The sequence below is a fragment of the uncultured Maribacter sp. genome, assembly GCF_947496775.1.
GTDB lineage: Bacteria > Bacteroidota > Bacteroidia > Flavobacteriales > Flavobacteriaceae > Maribacter_B.
Genome location: NZ_CANMDU010000002.1, coordinates 22,454 through 43,607 on the forward strand (window position 1 = coordinate 22,454; position 21,154 = coordinate 43,607).

A 21,154-nucleotide genomic window follows, 5' to 3' on the forward strand; every position below is an offset into this window, starting at 1 on the left:
GTTAACTAGGTTGTAGTCGTGTACATTAATAAGTACTTACTTAAAAAAAACACTAGTTACTCGGCAAATTTTTGAATTAACTCTCTTACTTTTTTAGTGTTAGCAACAAAATATTTTGCTTGGGTTTTTTGCCTTCCTACTTTCACAGAAATGGTGCTTTTCGGCAGTTCTTCAAACATATATTCATCTGTCCAGTCATCTCCCATGGCAAAAATAAAGTCAAAATCAGATTCGCTTAGTACTCTTACTGCAGCTCTTCCTTTATTAACATTACTACTTTTTACTTCCATAACCTTGTTGCCGTTTAGCACGCTAAGGCTATCATTACTGGTTAAACTAGTAAGTACAGTATTTAATTCGGTTGCACGTTTTTCGCCAAAATCAGGGTCGGTGTTTCGATAATGCCAGGCTAAAGAGTAATTTTTTTCTTCGATAAATGATCCAGGAGTACGATCTACAAAGGATTCTAGAACCGGTTTTATTTTATGCATCCAATCCGATTTTACTTTCTCTAGCATAGAAAATTCATCTCCATTTCTAGAAATCCAAACCCCGTGTTCTACAATCATATTATATTTTTTATGCAAGAACCATTTGGTAAAAGTTTGTTTATCTCTTCCGCTTATTAAAAATAGGGTGGTGTTTTCTTGGTTATGTATTTTATCTAAGACCTCGTAAAGTGCGTCATCTGGCGATGCTTTTTGCGGATCTACATGAAAATCAGCGAGGGTACCATCATAATCTAAGAAGATAAGACGATTTTTAGCCTTACTATAATCTTGAATTATATTCTTTAGAATCTTGTTATCAATCTTCCTAGAAACAAAGGCTTCATTGTTTTTTATTTGATTATTAAGAGCGGTCATAAATTCTTGTGCCCATACTTCTACGTTATAACGTTCTAGTCTTTTTTGTAAAAACATATTCCTAGCCATTTGTTCTTTTTTTGGCATGGTAATAGCCTTTTTAAGGGTCTCGGCTTGGTGTTCAAAATTATTAGGGTTAATTAGTAGGGCTTCGTTCATTTCATAAGCAGAACCAGCCATTTCACTTAAAATTAGAACTCCAGTTTTATCGGTTCTTGTAGCAATGTACTCTTTGGCAACTAAATTCATACCGTCTCGTAAAGGGGTTAACCAGGCAATATCGCTAGAACAGTATAAATCGATTAAATTCTTAAATGGCATAGAACGATAAAAATACCAAATGGGGGTCCAATTAACGGTAGATAATTCACCATTTAAACGACCAACTAACTCATCAATTTCTTTTTTTAGTAACTGGTATTGAGGAACATTAGACCTCGACGGTACGGCTAAAATTACTAAACGTACCTTTTCTTTGTATTCCGGATATTTGTTTAAAAAATATTCAAAAGCAGAAATTCTTTTTGCAATTCCTTTACTGTAATCTAGTCGGTCAATAGACAAAATTAATTTGGTGTCTGGGGAAGAAATTTTATGGTCGTCCAAACGTTTTTGTAATATAGAACGATTTTCGGGAGCCAATGCGTTATGGTCAATAGCTGCGTTATGGAACTTTTTATAATCTATACCCATAGGAAAAGAGTCTACTTTAATAACTCTATTCCCCGCATTAATATCATTAAAACTAACTTCTAGTCCTAAAAGCCTTCTTACTGAACTTAAAAAATGACGTTCGTAATCGTAGGTATGGAAACCTATTAAGTCTGCACCTAAAAGTCCTGTTAAGAGTTCTTCACGCCATGGTAGCGTTCTAAATATTTCATAAGAAGGAAAAGGAATATGCAAAAAGAAACCAATAGCCGCATTAGGTCTTTTTTCTTTTACCATTTGGGGAACTAACATTAATTGATAATCATGTACCCAAATAATATCGTCATCGTTAGAATTTGCAATAATTGCATCAGCAAATTTCTGATTAACAGATTTGTAGGACTCCCAGAAACTAAGTTCAAATTCCGTATATTCCATAAAATAATGAAATAGTGGCCAGATAGTTCTGTTACTAAAACCAAAATAATATCCTTCCATTTCTTGCTGAGAAAGGTTTATTTTGGAGCAATTATGTTTTTCCAATGCTTCATCAATAGCACCATTTAGTTCCTCTGGAGTTTCTTCATCAGTTAATCCAGACCACCCTATCCATAGGCTTTTTCCGCTGTTATGTATAGATTTCATTCCAGTAGCAAGACCCCCGACACTTGGTGTAGCGACAATACCACCTTCAGAAATTTGTAATTGTACTGGTAGTCTATTAGAAATTATTATAGTTTTACTCATGAAACAAATTTTAATGGGAAAATATAATATTTTTCCTACAATAACGATATTATACTAGAGTTTCTAGTACAATCAAAATTACTTTAATAAGAAATTATGGACAACTTAAATTACGGAATAATTGGAAATTGCAGAAGTGCAGCTATAATTTCTAACACAGGTTCGTTGGATTGGTGCTGCTTACCTGAGTTTGATTCGTCTTCCGTTTTTGCAAAAATACTGGATGAAGAAAAAGGTGGAAGTTTTGAAATTTTGGTAAATGAAACTTATGCTATATCACAAAATTACGAGCCCCAAACTTGTATTTTAATAACCACATATAATAATGGAGAAGATGCTTTTGAGGTTCACGATTTTATGCCTAGATATTATAAAAATAAAGAGGACTACCACGCACCGCCAGAAGTTATTCGATATTTAAAACATAAGTTTGGAAGGCCTACTTTTTCAGTAAAGTATAATCCAAAATTAGAATATGCTAAAGGAATAACAAATTCCTATATAAAAGAAAACTTTATCGTTAGTTTAACCAACCAAGAACAGTTTGATACAATGTTCTTATATACTTCTTTTGATAAGGAAAAAGTCCTAAGTGGAGAAGAAATGTTGCTTAATAGAGATGGTTATTTCTTGTTTTCTTACCATGAGAAATTATTTGTTCCAGATTTGCATAAGGTTTACTTAGAGCTAGAACGAACAAAGATTTATTGGTTAAATTGGGTAGATCGCACTCCTACCTATAGTAAGTTTAATGCGCAAATTATACGTAGTGCATTGACATTGAAAATGTTAACATATGATAAAACAGGAGCTGTACTTGCAGCAGTAACTACCTCTTTACCAGAAACTATTGGTGAGGTTAGGAACTGGGATTATCGCTTTTGTTGGATTAGAGATGCCTCTATGGTAATAAAAGTAGTTTCTGAATTGGGTCATAAAAATTCAGCAAAAAGATACCTCCAGTTTATTATTGATTTAATGCCAGATAAAGATGAGAATCTTCAAATTATGTACGGTATTAATAAGCAAAAAAAGTTAACAGAAGAAACTTTAGATCATTTAGATGGTTATAAAGGTTCCAAGCCTGTGCGTATCGGTAATGCTGCATACAAACAAACACAAAATGATATTTATGGCATTCTAATGGATGTAATTTATGAGCAGTTGGTAAAGTTTGGTACCGATATAGATAATGGTGAAGAGCTTTGGGGAATAACCAAGGGTATTGTTTGGATAGTAAATAAACACTGGAAAGAAGCAGATAAAGGTATTTGGGAATTTAGAGCAGAAGACAGGCATTTTACCTTTTCTAAGGTGCTTTGTTGGGTTGCTATAGATAGAGCTATAAAGACTGCTAGTATTTTAGGGAAAACACATAAAATTGAAGATTGGAAACTTTTAGAAAAAGAGATAAGAGAAGATATACATACAAATGCATGGAATCCTAAAGTAGAATCTTTTGTACAGTCTTATGGGTCTAATGATTTAGATGCCAGTGTTTTATTGATGGAATCTTATGGTTTTATAGAAGCTAAGGATCCTAAATTTGTAAGTACTGTAAAAGCTATAGAAAAGGAACTTAGTAATGATGGTTTATTATATAGATACAAAAATGAAGACGATTTTGGATTACCATCTTCTTCTTTTACTATATGTACTTTTTGGTTTATAAATAGTTTGTTTAAAATAGGCGAGGAGGAGAAAGCCCTAGCACTATTTAATAAATTACTTGGATACAGTAATCATCTTGGGTTGTTTAGTGAAGATATAGACTTTAAAACAAAAAGATTATTAGGGAATTTCCCGCAAGCATACTCGCATTTAGCAATGATAGAGTGTGCTATTCTTTTTTCTAAGAAAAATGATGAGCAAAAGATTTTAGAAAAAATAAGTTAATTTTAATTCTGTTAAATTTTGAAAAAGAGATTCTTTAATTTTAAAAGAATCTCTTTTGTTTATTAGATATTTTAGTCTACTATAAAACTATTTATTTGCGATGTTGTTTTATTTCCAGATTTATCGGTAGTTGTAATACGCCAATAATAGGTTCCTGAGTTTAAGGTGCCGCTAGCGATTTCTGATTCGGTAGTGGTATTCAAAAGTGTTGTTGGAGGATTTTCAGTCCCTAAAAGAATATCATATAATTCTATATCTTCAAATCCGTCAACATCCATTCCTTGCCATTCTAAATTTGTGCTTTTACCAATAATAGTATTTTCATCTTCTGGGTGTACTAATGTAGCAGGGAAAGGGGCATAGTTTTTTATTCCTTGAGAAGCATTATATAAGCGCCACTCCTCGCTAATAGCATTATCATTGGTTTTATTAGATTTAGAGATTACTTTCCAAGTATACGGATTATTCTGCTTTAGAGTTATTTTAATTTTTGTATTACTAGTGGCAATAGTTGCTTCATTATTTGTACTTAAATCTTTTAGGATAACCTCATAAGAATCTGTGTTTTCTGAGGAATTCCATTCAAACTCTACGTCGCTCTCAGTATCCGATATAAATTCTCCAGTAGTGCAAATTTCATCCTTAAAAGGAAATATTAAAACAGAAGATTCTGGTGGTTTAATAGCTGATTCAGCTTCATTAGTTTCATTTTTGCTGCCTCCGCAACTCATTATTATTAGTATACTGAACAATCCTATGCCAATAACTGCTATTTTTTTCATCTTCTTATTTTTTAATCAGGTTCACTATTTTACTCTCCCCATTGTAGTTGTATTTTACTAAATACATACCAGCCGAAAGGTTAGATATGTTTAAGGAAATTGGCGCGGAACTATTTTTTGCAAAACTTTTATTTAGCATTAATTTTCCCGAAAGATTGTATATGGAAACATTTATTTTTTCGGATTCAATATTAGTTTCAATATTCAATAAATCTTCTATAGGATTGGGATAGATAGTGAAATTATTTTCTCTTATAAAAATCTTTTGTTCGTGAATTCCTTGGCAGTCTTTATCGGTTTTTATAACTAAATTATTCTCGCCATTCTTAAGATTTAGAGTTATATTTTTTTCGTCAGTTACGGTAATTACATCGTTTAAATTAATTCTAAAAAGTTCTCCGCCTTGAAGTTCTAGGTTAACCTGTTTGTTGTTGGGAGATACTTTTGCATTGAATTCGAAAGCGTCTGGTTCATCAACTACCAGATTAAAACACTGTCTAAAATCTGGATTAGAATCCACTGTTAGGCAGACTTCATAATTTCCTGCTTTTAAATTTTCAAAGGAAGTAGAGTTGGTAAAATTTTGCGATAGTGGTGTATCTCCAGTAATGGTAGCTACATAGTTTAAATTTTTTGTAGCCGTTATTAGAATACTACCATCATTATTTTTACTACATGTTTCTCCTGTAATTAGGACTTTAAAATTATCATTTGCAATTATATTTCTAACGCACCCTTCACCAGGCAGACCGTAACATTTGTTTGTGGGGCCTTGGTTTATATTCCAATCGACACCGGGTTTCCATGCAGGTTCTCCAAATTCGTATGCGCCAGCATCTGGATTGGCCCCAATAAAATTATCGGTGTAACCCGGAATTTCTTTTCCAAAATCTATGGCTTCTGAATTTTCTTTTAATGTAAAATCGTTGTTTTCGAAATCGCTAAATAGTAGATTACTAACTAAATTGTTTTGTTTGTCGGATTGTGGTTCCCAAGTTGCTTCTGTTTCTTGGTTTCCTTGACTATTAACCGCAAATTTATCGGTAACATTATTCCATACTTTTACGTTAGTAAACTCAGTACCTTCTTTATGCCAAGCACCCATTGTTCCTCCTTCTGCCTTAACTAGGGTGTTATTGAAAATATCTAAATTCTTTCCGTTCCAATTTATTTGTATAGCCGTCCATTCTACATTCCATACTACATTTCTCGAAACACGAACATCACCAGCACTATTGTCTAAATAAATTCCGGCTGCCTTTTTTAAATTACCTCGACTTTGCGCGTCATGAAACCAATTATGGTGTATATCCATGTTTAAATTCTCCCCGATAGTGTATAACAAAGCGCAATCATCAGCAATTAAGTTACTATGAGAGAAATCATTCCATGCTACTTCAGAGCCTTGGGATATTATTTGTAAAGCATCTCTACCACCTCTTGTCACAGTATTATTTAAAACTTTGGCATTGTCTCTACCTCTTACCATTAAGGGAGCATCATAGGAACCTAAAAAATCAAAATTATGTACGTAACAATTTTTTATAGTTGTACCTAATCCAGAATCCCAAATACCTGTTCCATCACCAAAACCAACTTCACATTGTTCAATTGAAGTATCTACAGAATTCCAAGCTACATTAATAGCATTTACACCAGAATTAAAATTTGGATTTATACCTCTTGTCATACTCCCATAAAAACTGGAGATACCATTTAAATTATTACCAGTTCCCGAAATTTCTATAGTACCTCCAAATACAGCTAAGTTTTTAATATAAATATAATTTTTATTGGATAAATCTATTGTTCTTTCCCTTCTTGCCATTTTTACTTCATTATTATGGGGGGCAACTCCATTGGGAAGTTGAATAAATAATTCTTTAGTAGCAGTATCAAAGTACCATTCGTTTTGATAATCTAATGCCTCTTTTATCCCTTCTAAATAATAATCTCCTAAATCTCCGGGAGGATGAGCAGATATAATCCAAGATTGATTTTTTACGGCATCAAAGTTTATTCTTCCATTTGCGCTACTTTTAATCCATGCTCTCCAAGTTGTCCAACCAGAACCTGGTCTATCCCCATAAAATACAAGAGAGCCATCTTTTGCCCAGTCCCAGTTTGGAATGTCACTATCAGTTAAATATGCATTTGTAGAAACTTCGTCTTGGCTTCCACCGTCATTTCGTAAAGAGTTTAATGTAAACCTGTCTCCATCGGTATTATTTGGCCAACGTGCCAAGTCTAAAGCTTCTGTTCCGTTCATTACAAAGTTTCTTTGTTTTAAATCCCAGTCCACGGTTGTTTTATATATTCCGCCACCTTCTTCTATCCAATCGTTTAAAATTTGCATTGCTGTGATAATGACTTTTTCATTTTGATAGGCCTGAAAAGTAATAGGGTTTCCATTTTCTCCGGAGTTTGCGGGCAATAAGGTCTCTTCATAGGTACCTTCTCTTATAAATACATTATCACCTGCAACCGCTTCACTTGCCGCTTTTGATATTGTTAAGTAAGGAGATTCTATGGTGCCAGAATTGGAATCATTGCCATCTTTTGACACATAAATATCTTTTGAATAAGCCGAAAAGCATAAGAATAAGGCAGTTAATTTTATAAATGTATTCATGTTATAAATTTTATAGCACTAAATTATTTTAATCTTTATTTAAAGAAGGTATCATATTATTTGTTTTAGGCATCAAATAGTCTTTTTTGCATTTTTGGATGGTACTATAGATAAATCGCTGTCTGCATCTCTTTTTAATTTTTTAACGATTCTATACTAATGATAGAAATTAACACAATATCTAAAGATAAAAATTAGTGGAAAGATAAGAGTGCCTTTAAAACAAAAAAACCGCTCCAATTTGGAGCGGTTTTTCCTTCTATAAGAAAAACAGTTGTTTCTTATTTGAATTAGTCAAAGGTATAACCATTATCGGCAGCTACTTTAGTAGCAATTTGTGTGCGTAAAGCTACTACGTTAGGTTGATTTGTATATTTTGTAAAACGTTTAAGTCCCATTAGCATCATACGTTGTTCATCTCCTTCCGCAAAAGAAACAATAGCTTCTTTTCCTTTTTGAACAATTGTATCTACAGCGGTGTATAAATATAATTTAGACATTGCTATTTGGGTAGCTTGTGCATCTTCACCAAAACGTTTTGCATTTTTTTCTGTTCTTAATATGGTAGATTCTGCCATGTAAATTTCAATTAATATATCAGAAGCGGATAGCATTAATTGTTGACGATTTTCTAACTCTGGTCCATATTTTTGTACAGCGGAACCAGCAACCATTAAAAAGACCTTTTTCAATCTTTTTACGATATCTTTTTCTTCAGCAAAAAGTTCCGAAAAATCAGGAGTGTCAAAAGAAGGAATTCCCATTAACTCTTCACCAACCGCAGTTGCAGGACCTAATAAGTCTACATGACCTTTCATCGCCTTTTTAACTAACATGCCAACAGCAAGCATTCTGTTAATTTCATTTGTACCTTCATAAATACGCGCTATTCTGGCATCTCTCCAAGCGGATTCCATTGGAGTATCCGCTGAGAATCCCATTCCGCCAAATATCTGAATTCCTTCGTCGGTACAATTTTGTACATCTTCAGAAACCGCTACTTTAAGAATAGAACATTCTATAGCATATTCTTCAACACCTTTAAGTTCTGCTTCTTGGTGCGAGTTACCAGCAGCTTCTCTTAAAGCAATTCTGTCTTCTATATTCTTAGCCGCTCTATAACTAGCAGATTCTCCTGCATAGCAATTAGTAGCCATATTTGCTATTTTAGCTTTTATAGCACCAAAGTTTATAATTGGTGTTTTAAATTGCATACGCTCGTTAGCGTATTTGGTAGCTTCACTAATTACTCTTCGTTGTGCATCTAAACAAGCAGCAGCTAATTTAATACGCCCAACATTAAGAGCATTCATTGCTATTTTAAATCCGTTTCCTCTGGCAGAAAGCATATTTTCTACAGGAACTTTAGTATCACTAAAAAATACCTGACGAGTAGAGGAGGAGTGTATTCCTAATTTCTTCTCTTCGTCTCCTAACGTAATTCCATTACTAGGGTCGTTTTCTACAATAAAGCCAGTAATATTTTTATCATCTTCTATTCTTGCAAAAACAATAAATACGCTACAAAAACCTGCATTAGATATCCACATTTTTTGACCAGAAATACTATAATGTTTGCCGTCTTCAGATAAAACTGCTTTTGTTTTTCCTGAGTTAGCATCAGAACCTGCACCAGGCTCTGTTAAACAATATGCTCCAAACCATTCACCAGAAGCTAATTTTGGAACATACTTTTGTTTTTGTTCCTCAGTACCATAAAGGGTAATAGGCATAGTACCAATTCCTGTATGTGCTCCAAAAGCAGTACTAAAAGAACCTGTAGCTCCAGAAATATAATCACAAACTAACATAGTAGAAACAAAACCCATTCCCATTCCGCCATAGGCTTGTGGTACAGCAATACTTAATAGACCAAGTTCTCCAGCTTTACGCATAGTTTCTTCGGTATAGGCATAGTCTTTTTTCTCAAAACGCTCCCAATGTGCCCAAAGTTCTCTATCAACAAATTCTTTGGTACTATCGCGCATCATTTTATGCTCTTCGGTTAAATCCTCAAGCGTAAAAATATCATCGCAATGTGTTTCTTTAACAAGGAACTGTCCTCCTCTTAGTATGTCTTTTTCTTCTGTTGCCATTTTTATTTAGATTTTTAGATTAAAGAGTCAAGAATTAAGATTTTATTGTGATCTAGATTTGAAACTCAATATCATTTTTTTGTTTTCCTTTTATTCTTTGTTCTAATGCAATGAACTTTTCTTTAGGTAGATGCTTTTTATTTTAAGTAACTTTTAATTGTACTTCCCTTTCAAAGGCAAAGCCTAAACTATGTTCTAAATAATTAGTAAAATGTTTATCAGAACTTTTGCTAGTACCGTCAGAAACATTAGAAGGTAAAGAAACTGATTGTCTACTAAATTTTCGTCCTATTTTAAAAACTCAAAAATTCCTGCAGCGCCTTGTCCTGTTCCAACGCACATGGTAACCATCCCATATTTTCCTTGCATGTTACGTTTACGCATTTCATCAAACAACTGCACTGATAGTTTAGCACCTGTACAACCAAGCGGATGCCCTAAGGCAATTGCGCCACCATTAACATTTACAATATCTTGGTTAAGGTTTAACTCTCGCATTACAGCTAGGGATTGTGAAGCAAAGGCTTCGTTAAGCTCAATTAGCTCAATATCTTCTTGTTTTAAACCTGCTTGTTTTAGTGCTTTTGGAATAGCTTTTACAGGACCAATTCCCATAATGCGCGGCTCTACACCAGCAGCTGCATAGTTTACTAAACGAGCAATAGGCTCTAGGTTTAGTTCTTTCACCATATCTTCACTCATTACCATTACAAAGGCAGCACCATCACTCATTTGTGAAGAGTTACCTGCGGTAACACTACCACCAGCAGCAAAAACAGCTCTTAGCTTTCCTAAAACTTCTTTAGAAGTTCCTTTTCTAGGGCCTTCATCTTTTGTTACAGTGTATTTTTTGGACGCTTTTTTTCCGTTTGCATCAATATAAATTTGTTCTACATCAATAGGAACAATTTGGTCTTGGAAACGGTCTTCGGCTTGCGCTTTTAGCGCTTTCATGTGCGAATTGTAGGCAAATTCATCTTGGTCTTCACGAGAAACATTAAATTGATTTGCTACAGCCTCAGCAGTGTTTCCCATTCCCCAATAATAATCTTCATGACCAGCTTTTACTAAATCGTAATTTAGTTCTGGTTTATTACCTGTCATAGGAACAGAACTCATGCTTTCTGCACCACCAGCAATAATACAATCTGCCATGCCAGCTTGGATTTTTGCCGTCGCAATACCAATGGTTTCTATTCCTGAAGAACAAAAACGATTCACTGTTACTCCTGGAACATCTACAATATCTAAACCCATTAAAGAAATAAGTCTTGCCATGTTTAGCCCCTGAGAACCTTCTGGCATTGCATTTCCAACAATAACATCATCAATACGTTTTTTATCAAAACCTGGCAACTCCTTCATCATGTACTCAATGGTTTCTGCTGCTAGCTCATCTGTTCTTTTAAAACGGAACACACCTTTAGGAGCTTTACCTACTGCGGTTCTATATGCTTTAACTATATATGCTTGTTTCATTTTTTTTGCTTTTGGCTACTAGCTTTTGGCTATTAGCAATATGTTGTTTTTTAAAATGTGCCAACAGCTAATAGCTAATGGCAAATAGCTTCATAATTTTAATTACGTAGAGGTTTTCCTGTCTTTAACATATGTTGTATACGCTCTAAAGTTTTACGTTCGGTACATAGAGATAAGAAAGCTTCTCTTTCTAAGTCTAATAAATACTGTTCGTTTACTCTAGTAGGTTCCGATAAATCTCCACCAGCCATTACATAAGCTAACTTATTAGCAATTTTCTTGTCGTGTTCACTGATATAGTGACTAGCTTCCATGGAGTCTGTTCCTACTAAGAACATCCCAAGAGCTTGTTTTCCTAAAACTTTTATGTCTTTACGCTTTACTGGCCTTGTGTAACCAGATTCTGCCATTAGTTTAGCATGAGCCTTAGCAGTTGCTATTTGGCGGTCTTTGTTTACTACAACAATATCTTTTCCTTTTTCAAGAATACCTAAATCATACGCTTCATAAGCTGAGGTAGATACTTTTGCCATACCAATAGTTAAAAAATACTCTTGAAGAACGTTAAGTTCTACATCTCCTTTACTAAATAAATCAGAAGCTCTAACTGCAAATTCTTTAGAACCACCACCACCAGGAATAACGCCAACACCAAATTCTACTAGTCCAATGTACGTTTCTGCTGCGGCAACAACTTTGTCTGCATGAAGTGAAAGTTCGCAACCACCACCAAGTGTCATACCATGAGGAGCAGATATAGTTGGGATAGAGGAGTAGCGCATACGCATCATAGTATCTTGAAACATTTTAATAGCCATATTTAGCTCATCATACTCTTGCTCTACCGCCATCATGAAAATCATTCCAATATTGGCTCCAACAGAGAAATTTGCGGCTTGGTTACCAACTACTAAACCTTGAAAATCTTTTTCGGCTAAATCTATACCTTTATTAAGTCCGGCTAAAACATCACCACCAATGGTGTTCATTTTAGATTGGAATTCTACATTTAGAATACCATCTCCTAAATCTTCAATTACAACACCACTATTTTTAAATACTTCTTTAGTTTTTCTAATATTATCTAATAGGATAAAAGCATCTTGCCCAGGAACTTTTTTCATAGATTTCGATGGAATATCATAGAAAAAAGTAGCGCCATCGGTAACGGAATAAAAATTGGATATTCCTACAGATTTCATATCTGTTACCCAAGAAGCAACTTCTAAGCCTTCTGTTTTAGCAAATTCTATTCCCTTATCCAAACCAACGGCATCCCAGATTTGGAAAGGACCATGTTCCCAACCAAAACCAGCTTTCATAGCATCATCAATCTTGTAAAGCTCATCAGTAATTTCTGGAATTCTATGCGATACATAAGCAAATAAGGCTCCAAAACTTTTACGGTAAAACTCACCAGCTTTATCTTTTCCTGCAGTAAGAACAGAAAATCTGTCTACTACTTTGTCAATAGTTTTAGTAAGCTCAAGTGTAGCGAATTTTGCTCTTTTTTTAGCACGATAATCCATCGTATCTAAGTCTAAAGTCAAAATTTCACTTTTCCCATTATCTCCTTTTACTTTTTTGTAAAAGCCTTGACCAGATTTGCTCCCTAACCATTTGTTTTCCATCATAGTATCGATGAAATCTGGAAGTTTAAATAAATCTAAGCGTTCATCTTCTTTACAATTTTCGTGTATACCATTAGCAACGTGAACAAGTGTATCTAAACCAACAACATCTACAGTTCTAAAAGTGGCAGATTTTGGTCTTCCTATTACAGGACCAGTTAATTTATCTACCTCTTCTACAGTCATTCCCATATCTTTAACAGAGTGGAATAAACTTTGGATACTAAAAATACCAATACGGTTACCAATGAATGCTGGAGTGTCTTTTGCTATTACAGATGTTTTTCCTAAAAACTGTTCGCCATAACTATTTAAGAATTCTAATACCTCTGGGGAAGTTTTAGGTCCTGGAATTATTTCAAATAATTTTAAGTAACGAGCAGGATTAAAAAAGTGAGTTCCGCAGAAATGTTTTTGAAAATCATCACTACGCCCTTCACTCATAAACTTAATTGGAATACCTGAAGTATTTGAAGATATTAAGGTTCCGGGGGTTCTATGCTTTTCGATATTCTCGAAAACCATTTTTTTAATATCTAAGCGTTCAACAACAACTTCTATAATCCAATCTACCTTAGCAATTTTAGCAATATCATCTTCTAAGTTACCAGTAGTAATTCTACTAGCAAATTTCTGATTATATATAGGTGAAGGTTTCGATTTTAATGATGCAGTAAGCGAGTTATTTACCAAACGGTTTCTTACTACTTTGTCTTCTAAAGTAAGCCCTTTTGCTTTTTCTTTATCATTTAGTTCTCTAGGAACAATATCTAATAACAAAACTTCTACTCCAATATTGGCAAAATGGCATGCTATTCCGCTTCCCATTATACCAGAACCAATGACGGCAACTTTATTAATATGCTTGTTCATTAAATTACTATTATTTATTAATGTTATTATCTTTTGTGTAGACTTTTTTGTCTGCTATAAGCTTGTTAATAGTTTCGGTTACTTCAAAAAAGTTTTTTAATTGTTCTTCGGTAACATTATTTTTAACGGCTTCATTGAAACGTAAAACCACACTTTTAGAATCTTCTCTTTTTTCCAGACCAAAATCAGTTAAATGTATTAAAACACCTCTTCCGTCGTTTGGATTAGGTTTACGTTTAATTAGTCCTTTTTCTTCCATACTTTTTAGTATTCTAGAAAGACTTGTCGCTTCCATACCCATTTTAGGGCCTAGAGCAGTAGAGGGAGTTCCTGTTTTTGGATCTATACTTAAAAGAGTAAAACCGACTGCCATAGTAGTGCCAAATTCTTTAGCCTCTTCATTGTACATTTTGGTCACAGCTTGCCAAGTGGCACGTAGTGCATAATCTATGGTTATTTCCTTCATATAAATTGTATAGGAAACCAAATATAAAGAAAATTTATTATGCATGCATAATAAATTTTCAAAAAAATAGATGTAAATGTGTATTAGGTTGTTGTATTACAATAAATTAATGCCCATAAATATCATTGTACAGGGCTTTATACTTTTCTTTTATTATTTTTCTTTTAAGTTTAAGGGTAGGGGTTACATGTCCTTCTTCAATACTCCAAACATCAGGGGTTAGTCTAAATTGTTTTACTTTCTCCCATTTTGCAAAGTCTTCGTTTGCTAAATCAATTTCTTCTTGAATACGGTCTATAAGTTTTTGATTCGAAATAATTTCTTCATTACTCTCCAATGCTAAGTGGTGTAATTTTGCCCATTCTCGAATGAATTCGAAATTTGGCTGAATTAAAGCAGCGGGCATTTTTTCACCTTCACCAACTACCATTAGTTGTTCAATGAATCTAGATTGCTTGAATCTGTTTTCTAATAATTGAGGTGCCACATATTTTCCGCCAGATGTTTTAAACATCTCTTTTTTACGATCCGTAATTTTTAGGAATCCATTTTCATCAATCTCCCCAATGTCACCTGTATGAAAATACCCATCAATAATTACTGTGGCGGTTTTTTCAGGATCTTTGTAATACCCCATCATAACTTGCGGTCCCTTTACGCATATTTCACCATCATCGGCTATTTTAACTTCTGTACGACCAATTAATTTACCAACGCTGGTAATTTTGAATCCATTTTTTCGCATATCATTTACAGAAATTACAGGAGATGTTTCCGTAAGTCCGTAACCTTCCATAACTCCAAATTCAGCGGCATTGTAAATTCTTGCTAATCTAGGTTGTAGTGCAGCGCTACCAGAAGCAATAAGATTTAAATGGCCTCCTAGGGCTTCTTTCCATTTGCTAAAAATTAATTTACGGGCAAGGGCGAGTTTTTTCTCGTACCACCAACCATTCTGTCCGTAAGGTTCATATTTTAACCCAACCTCTACAGCCCAAAAGAAAATCATTTTTTTAATTCCTTTTAAGGCAGCACCTTTAGCAATAATACTATCATAGACCTTTTCTAAAAGTCTAGGAACAGCAGTCATTACATGTGGTTGTACTTCTTTAAGATTGTCACTAATCTTATCCATAGCTTCCGCATAGTAAATAGATACACCTCTATATTGGTATAAATAAATTAACATACGTTCGTAGATATGGCATAAAGGTAAAAAGCTTAAGGATCTAGTTTTTCCATCTTCTATAGGGAATCTTGCGGAGCTTTCTATGGCATTACTCACTACATTTTCATGAGACAGCATAACACCTTTGGGTTTACCAGTTGTACCAGAGGTATATATAAGCGTAGCTAAATCTTCAGCTTTTACATTATTCTTTAATTTTTCAACTTCTTCCTGATTACTAGTATCCGCACCTAATTCTATAACTTCATTCCAATTTTTACAATCCGATAAGTTATCAAAAGAATATACTTCTTTTAAATGAGGGGTTTTGCTTTTAACCGCTTTTACTTTTTTGAATACCTCGTCACAGGATACAAAACAATACTTCGCTTCCGAATGATTTAGCACATAGGTATAATCTTCTTCGGATATTGTTGGGTATATAGGTACATTTTGTGCTCCCAATTGTAAAACACCAACGTCCATTATATTCCATTCCGTTCTATTAGTTAAAGAGATTATTGCAACTTTATCATTAGGTTGTACACCAAGTTTTAAAAGCCCTCTACTAATAGCGTTTGCTTTGCTTAGGTACTCTTTTGTTGAAGTATAAATCCATTCTCCATTTTGTTTAGAAACGAGGGATTTTTCTAAATTAAATTTTTCTAATTGATAATAAGGGAAGTCAAAGAGACGGGTTATTTTTTGCATACTAAGTTTCTGATAAGTAATTGCAAAGTAAGAAAAGGGAATGGGATTTTAAAATGAGATTGTTAAAATTCTATACTTTTTTTTAGTAATTATTGAAAATTAACACATTTTATAAAGATTTTAAATTCATTAAATAGTTAAGAAGGTTGTTTCTGTAAGAGAGTAGTACAGTTGCTCTCCTTTTTAATGTTATTTCCGCAAACGTTTTCATTAAAGCAGAAACTTAAATCCTTAATTTTTATTGCGTTAACTGATAAATGTCAGGTTTCTAAAAATGGCTCTTGTTTACCTTTGTTGAATCAAAATATACATAGATTATTACATAATATTAATAAAGCTAAATAATGGAAATAAAGCAGTTTAATTACGGAATATGGACAGAAGAAGTCAATGTTAGAAATTTTGTCATTAGTAACATTACACCTTACCATGGAACTCATAAATTCTTGGTAGGTCCTAGTGAAAAAACTAAAAAACTTTGGGAAGTTTGTAAAAAAGCCACTAAAGAAGAAAGAAAAAACAATGGCGTTAGGTGTGTTGATACAGAAACAATTTCAACAGTAAGTGCATTTAATGCTGGTTATATAGATAAAGAAAACGAAGTCATTGTAGGGTTACAAACCGATGAGTTATTAAAAAGAACAATGAAACCTTTTGGAGGTTTTAAAGTAGTGCAGAAAGCACTAGCTGAACAAGGGGTGAAACCTAATGCTGAACTGACGGAATTGTTCTCTAAGTATGTAAAAACACATAATGATGGTGTTTTTGATGCTTATACTTCGGAAATTAAAAAATTTCGCTCACTAGGTTTTTTAACAGGCTTACCAGACAATTATGCTCGTGGTAGAATAATAGGAGATTATCGTCGAGTAGCTTTATACGGAATTAAATTTTTAATAGAAGTTAAACAGGCCGATTTAGAGAAAATAACAGGCCCAATGACAGAGTCTGTTATTCGCTTAAGAGAAGAAGTTTCTGAACAAATAAGGTCCCTAAATGAAATGATAGAGTTGGGGGCTAAATATGGTCTAGATTTAAGTCGTCCAGCAGAAAATGCGCAAGAAGCTGTGCAATGGACTTATATGGCTTATTTAGCTGCTGTAAAAGAACAAGATGGAGCGGCAATGTCTCTAGGCAATGTCTCTACTTTTTTAGATATTTATATTGAAAATGATTTAAATGATGGCATAATTACCGAAGAAGAGGCGCAAGAATATGTTGACCAGTTTGTAATGAAGTTAAGAATGGTTCGTCATTTAAGAATGGGCGCCTATGATGAAATATTTGCTGGTGACCCTACATGGGTTACAGAGGCTATTGGAGGCATGTTCGATGATGGTAGAACTAAAGTTACTAAAACCTCTTTTAGATTTTTAAATACATTATACAATTTGGGTCCATCGCCGGAGCCAAATATGACTATTCTTTGGTCCGAAAATTTACCGCAAAGCTTTAAGGACTATTGTGCTAAAGTGTCCATAGATACGTCTTCTATTCAATTTGAAAATGATACTTTAATGAGAACCAATCGCGGTTCTGACGATTATGGTATTGCTTGTTGTGTATCGTATCAAGAGTTAGGCAAATCTATCCAATTTTTTGGAGCAAGAACTAATTTAGCCAAAACACTATTACTTGCTATTAATGGTGGGCGCTGTGAGAATACTGGAAAATTAATGGTTAGTGGTATTGATACTTTAGATGGCGAGTATCTAAATTATGATAAAGTAATAGCGAATTATAAAATAGCTATGAAAGAAGTAGCACGTGTTTATAATGATTCTATGAATATTATTCATTATATGCATGATAAGTATTATTATGAAAAAGCTCAAATGGCTTTAATAGATACAAATCCAAGTATTGATATTGCTTATGGTATTGCTGGGCTATCTATTGTAGCAGATTCACTTTCTGCAATTAAGTATGCAAAAGTAAAACCAATAAGAAATGAAGAAGGTTTAACGGTAGATTTTAAAATAGAAGGAGAATTTCCTAAATATGGTAATGACGATGATAGAGTAGATACGTTAGCAGTTGATGCGGTTGCTGATTTTAATAGCGAATTAAAAAAGTTATCTGTTTACAAGAATGCAAAACCAACAATGTCAGTATTAACCATTACATCTAATGTCGCTTATGGTAAAAAAACAGGGGCTACTCCAGACGGTAGAGCTAGTGGAATACCATTTGCTCCAGGGGCAAATCCAATGCACGGAAGAGATTCTGAAGGAGCAATAGCTTCCTTAAATTCAGTAGCTAAAATTCAGTATAAAGATTCTCAAGATGGTATTTCTAATACATTTTCTATTGTTCCAAAATCTTTAGGATCTAATGAAGAGGATAGGATAGATAACTTAGCAACAATTTTGGATGGTTATTTCTCTAGAAATGCGCAGCATGTAAATGTAAATGTTTTAAATAAAGAAACATTAATGGATGCAATGGAGCACCCAGAAGAGTACCCTCAATTAACTATTCGTGTTTCTGGTTATGCTGTTAATTTTGTTAGGCTAACAAGAGAACAGCAATTAGAAGTTATTACACGTTCTTTCCACGAATCCATGTAGTTTTATTAATATTTTGAGAGCATCTAAAAGAGGAGTATCCATACTTCTTTTTTGGATGCTTATTTAAAAAAAAACTTACTCCAATCAAAACAAAAGAAAACATATTAAGAGTGCACTCCATAGAATCTTTCGGAACTCATGATGGTCCAGGAATTCGTATGGTTGTTTTTTTACAAGGGTGCAAGTTAAAATGCCTGTATTGTCATAACCCAGATTCTATTGAAACCTCTGGAGGTATAGAGTATCCTATTGAGGATTTGGTACAAAAGGCCATAAAATTAAAGTCATATTTTGGAAAAAAAGGAGGAGTTACTGTTTCCGGAGGGGAGCCTTTATTGCAATCCAAAGAGTTAATTACATTTTTTAAAAGATTAAAGGAAGAGGGGATTCATACAAATATTGATACTAATGGTAGAATACTGAATCATTTTTCTAAAGATTTATTAGATGATTATGCAGATTTAATTATGCTAGATATTAAGCATATGACCGAAGATGGCTATCAATTCATAACAGGAAAACCAAATAAAGAAATTTCTTTTAGTCTGGCTAAATATAGAGAAGACTCAGGAAAAAAAATGTGGTTGCGGTATGTATTAATTCCAGGTATTACAAATAAACCTGAATTATTACACGCCTTAGGAGAGCATTTTAAAAATTATAAAACCATTGAAAAAATAGAATTACAGCCTTACCATAAGTTAGGAGTACATAAATGGGACGCTTTAGGATGGGATTATAAACTTAAAGATACACGAGAAAATACAAAAGAAGAGCTAGAAGCTGCGTCGGTAATTTTAGATAAATATTTTAGAGAAGTAAAAATTAATTAATATACCCCTTATACAAAAACGTTAGAGTTTTCCATTGAAGGAAAGAGCTTTAAAAAAGTCAATTTACAGGGATAAAATTACAGATGAAAAGTTATAAAGAAGAGCATAAGCCAGCGTCAGAGTTTGCTAGTCGATCCGAATATTTAGACCACGAGTTGCAAATAATGAAACCTAGAAGATATAGACTAAACCTTCCAGGAAGAGATTTTAAATTTGAATGGGAAGATTTAGTACCAGCGCTAGCAGGGACACTTGGTATTATAGCTATGTATTCTTCTGTAATGATGGCTTGGGCAGATGGATTAACAGAGGCGTGGGACCATATTACATTAGGAAAAGAATTTGCCATTGAGGTTTCTCGAGTAGAGATGCTAATCCCAGCTCTGTTGTTTGTTATTTTGGCTTCTGGATTTTTTAATCCACGGGCAAATTTAGCAGGAAACCATGGTCCTATGATTCCTCTTATTGCTAGTATAGCTTTAGCAGGAGCTCATCCTCTGGCTTTGGCAATATTAATAGGTGTTTTTGGGCTTTTGCTTAGCCTTTTTAAAGGAGGGTCTCGTTTGGTAAACTTAACAAGTAAAGGGGTTGCTGGCGGATTATTAATTTTTTTGGGATTTTCAGGGGCCTTGACTCAAATTAAGACTATCCAGACATGGAGTATGGGACTTAGCTCAACAACTGTAGAAGCGGGTTCAATGGGGTATCTTGGCTTAACTATTTTAGGCGTTACCGTGGTTTTGTACAGTTACCTCGCTAGAATTAAAAAGCGTTGGTTAGCTATTCCTTCCTGTGCAATTACGGCCTTAGTTGTAGCATTAATTGGTGGAGCTAGTTTTGATCTTCAGTTTACCACTGAAATGGGTTTGCCAAATCTAAACCCTTTATATTGGTGGGGAAGTACAGATAAAGGTTGGATGCTTGGGCTTCCGAATTTACAACATTTTATAGCTTCTTTACCTTTTGCAATTTTAGCGGTAGCCATGTGGTCTCCAGACTTTTTAGGACACCGTATTTTTCAGGAAATGAATTATCCTAAAAAAACTGAAAAAGTGCTAATGGATGTAGATGATACCATGACTATGTGTTCTATAAGACAAATGGTAGGAACTGCTGTGGGAGGAGGAAACATTACATCTTCTTGGGGTACATATATGATACCTGCGGCTATAGCAAAAAGACCCATCCCTGGGGGAGCTATTCTTTTGGGTATAATGGTTATGGTAGTGGCTATTTTAGGAACACCTATGGATGTAGCGGTGTGGCCACCAGTAAGAGCTATAGCATTATTAGTTGGGGTATTTTTGCCTATGATTGAAGCAGGTATTCAAATGGTTAAAGAGAGTTCATGTGCTCAAGCTGCTGGGATTTGCATTTTTGCGGCTATGGTAACAAATCCAGTATTGGCATGGGCATTAGCTATGTTTTTAGACAATAATGGGTTAATTGGTGATAAAACACGGCCAAAAAATTTGTCCATGGTTGATCGATGGGTTATTCCTTTGGGTATATTAATTATTTGTATTGTAGCTATGCTTGCTGTAGGAATGTTAGAATCTAGTTATGGTATCTTGCCATATTTATAATACATACATCTATTTAAAATAGACATCTAACAAAGAGGGGGTTAGGTATTAGGAACGGATTATTCCATTCGTCTACAATAAAATGACTTTTATCTAGTTATATACATTCGATCAACTAATTGTAGGAAAAATCTTATTATTTGTTTTTTACATTTGAATTTAATCTA

The 21,154-nt window shown here is 34.0% G+C and carries 13 protein-coding genes; 4 read left to right on the plus strand and 9 right to left on the minus strand.

The genetic code is table 11. From position 1 onward, the window contains the following. Window positions 1–56 precede the first annotated feature (56 nt). The gene (locus tag Q0856_RS04625; protein WP_298503110.1) at window positions 57–2,264 is read right to left on the minus strand and encodes a bifunctional alpha,alpha-trehalose-phosphate synthase (UDP-forming)/trehalose-phosphatase; all 2,208 of its coding nucleotides are present in this window, start codon (window positions 2,262–2,264) and stop codon (window positions 57–59) included. Window positions 2,265–2,360: 96 nt separating this feature from the next. On the opposite strand from Q0856_RS04625, the gene Q0856_RS04630 reads away from it, so the two are divergent. Beyond that, window positions 2,361–4,160 (plus strand): glycoside hydrolase family 15 protein, encoded by a 1,800-nt coding sequence (locus Q0856_RS04630; RefSeq protein WP_298503111.1) that lies wholly within the window; start codon window positions 2,361–2,363, stop codon window positions 4,158–4,160. A gap of 71 nt (window positions 4,161–4,231) precedes the next feature. On the opposite strand, the gene Q0856_RS04635 is transcribed toward Q0856_RS04630, so the two are convergent. From Q0856_RS04635 to Q0856_RS04665, 8 genes are all read right to left on the minus strand, one after another. After that, entirely contained in the window at window positions 4,232–4,942 is a 711-nt protein-coding gene (locus Q0856_RS04635) for a hypothetical protein (protein WP_298503112.1), read from the minus strand. Window positions 4,943–4,946: 4 nt separating this feature from the next. Beyond that, on the minus strand, window positions 4,947–7,574 hold the full coding sequence (locus tag Q0856_RS04640) for a T9SS type A sorting domain-containing protein (RefSeq protein WP_298503113.1): 2,628 nt from the start codon (window positions 7,572–7,574) through the stop codon (window positions 4,947–4,949). A 290-nt stretch (window positions 7,575–7,864) separates the two neighbouring features. After that, window positions 7,865–9,670, minus strand: a complete 1,806-nt coding sequence (locus Q0856_RS04645) for an acyl-CoA dehydrogenase family protein (protein ID WP_298503115.1) — start codon at window positions 9,668–9,670, stop codon at window positions 7,865–7,867. Window positions 9,671–9,812: 142 nt separating this feature from the next. Then, window positions 9,813–9,962 (minus strand): four helix bundle protein, encoded by a 150-nt coding sequence (locus tag Q0856_RS18120; RefSeq protein WP_366139595.1) that lies wholly within the window; start codon window positions 9,960–9,962, stop codon window positions 9,813–9,815. Next, the gene (locus tag Q0856_RS04650) at window positions 9,959–11,149 is read right to left on the minus strand and encodes an acetyl-CoA C-acyltransferase (protein WP_298503117.1); all 1,191 of its coding nucleotides are present in this window, start codon (window positions 11,147–11,149) and stop codon (window positions 9,959–9,961) included. The genes Q0856_RS18120 and Q0856_RS04650 overlap by 4 nt, the downstream gene beginning before the upstream one ends. Before the next feature lie 98 nt (window positions 11,150–11,247). Next, complete coding sequence (locus Q0856_RS04655) at window positions 11,248–13,653, minus strand: 3-hydroxyacyl-CoA dehydrogenase/enoyl-CoA hydratase family protein (RefSeq protein WP_298503119.1); 2,406 nt, start codon at window positions 13,651–13,653, stop codon at window positions 11,248–11,250. 10 nt (window positions 13,654–13,663) lie between these two features. After that, a complete protein-coding gene (locus Q0856_RS04660) occupies window positions 13,664–14,119 on the minus strand; it encodes a MarR family transcriptional regulator (RefSeq protein WP_298476870.1) in 456 nt (151 codons plus the stop codon). 106 nt (window positions 14,120–14,225) lie between these two features. Further along, complete coding sequence (locus tag Q0856_RS04665) at window positions 14,226–15,998, minus strand: long-chain fatty acid--CoA ligase (protein WP_298503121.1); 1,773 nt, start codon at window positions 15,996–15,998, stop codon at window positions 14,226–14,228. Window positions 15,999–16,342: 344 nt separating this feature from the next. Here Q0856_RS04665 and pflB point away from each other — a divergent pair, with 344 nt between their 5' ends. From pflB to Q0856_RS04680, 3 genes are all read left to right on the plus strand, one after another. Next, complete coding sequence (gene pflB / locus Q0856_RS04670; protein WP_298503123.1) at window positions 16,343–18,568, plus strand: formate C-acetyltransferase; 2,226 nt, start codon at window positions 16,343–16,345, stop codon at window positions 18,566–18,568. 110 nt (window positions 18,569–18,678) lie between these two features. Further along, on the plus strand, window positions 18,679–19,401 hold the full coding sequence (gene pflA, locus Q0856_RS04675; RefSeq protein ID WP_298503124.1) for a pyruvate formate-lyase-activating protein: 723 nt from the start codon (window positions 18,679–18,681) through the stop codon (window positions 19,399–19,401). 83 nt (window positions 19,402–19,484) lie between these two features. Further along, entirely contained in the window at window positions 19,485–20,987 is a 1,503-nt protein-coding gene (locus tag Q0856_RS04680) for a DUF3360 family protein (protein WP_298503125.1), read from the plus strand. Window positions 20,988–21,154 lie beyond the last annotated feature (167 nt).

Coding starts and splice junctions, on each gene's coding strand:
- Q0856_RS04625 (WP_298503110.1), bottom strand. CDS start 2,264: ATGAGTAAAACTATAATAATTTCTAATAGACTACCAGTACAATTACAA.
- Q0856_RS04630 (WP_298503111.1), top strand. CDS start 2,361: ATGGACAACTTAAATTACGGAATAATTGGAAATTGCAGAAGTGCAGCT.
- Q0856_RS04635 (WP_298503112.1), bottom strand. CDS start 4,942: ATGAAAAAAATAGCAGTTATTGGCATAGGATTGTTCAGTATACTAATA.
- Q0856_RS04640 (WP_298503113.1), bottom strand. CDS start 7,574: ATGAATACATTTATAAAATTAACTGCCTTATTCTTATGCTTTTCGGCT.
- Q0856_RS04645 (WP_298503115.1), bottom strand. CDS start 9,670: ATGGCAACAGAAGAAAAAGACATACTAAGAGGAGGACAGTTCCTTGTT.
- Q0856_RS04650 (WP_298503117.1), bottom strand. CDS start 11,149: ATGAAACAAGCATATATAGTTAAAGCATATAGAACCGCAGTAGGTAAA.
- Q0856_RS04655 (WP_298503119.1), bottom strand. CDS start 13,653: ATGAACAAGCATATTAATAAAGTTGCCGTCATTGGTTCTGGTATAATG.
- Q0856_RS04660 (WP_298476870.1), bottom strand. CDS start 14,119: ATGAAGGAAATAACCATAGATTATGCACTACGTGCCACTTGGCAAGCT.
- Q0856_RS04665 (WP_298503121.1), bottom strand. CDS start 15,998: ATGCAAAAAATAACCCGTCTCTTTGACTTCCCTTATTATCAATTAGAA.
- pflB (WP_298503123.1), top strand. CDS start 16,343: ATGGAAATAAAGCAGTTTAATTACGGAATATGGACAGAAGAAGTCAAT.
- Q0856_RS04680 (WP_298503125.1), top strand. CDS start 19,485: ATGAAAAGTTATAAAGAAGAGCATAAGCCAGCGTCAGAGTTTGCTAGT.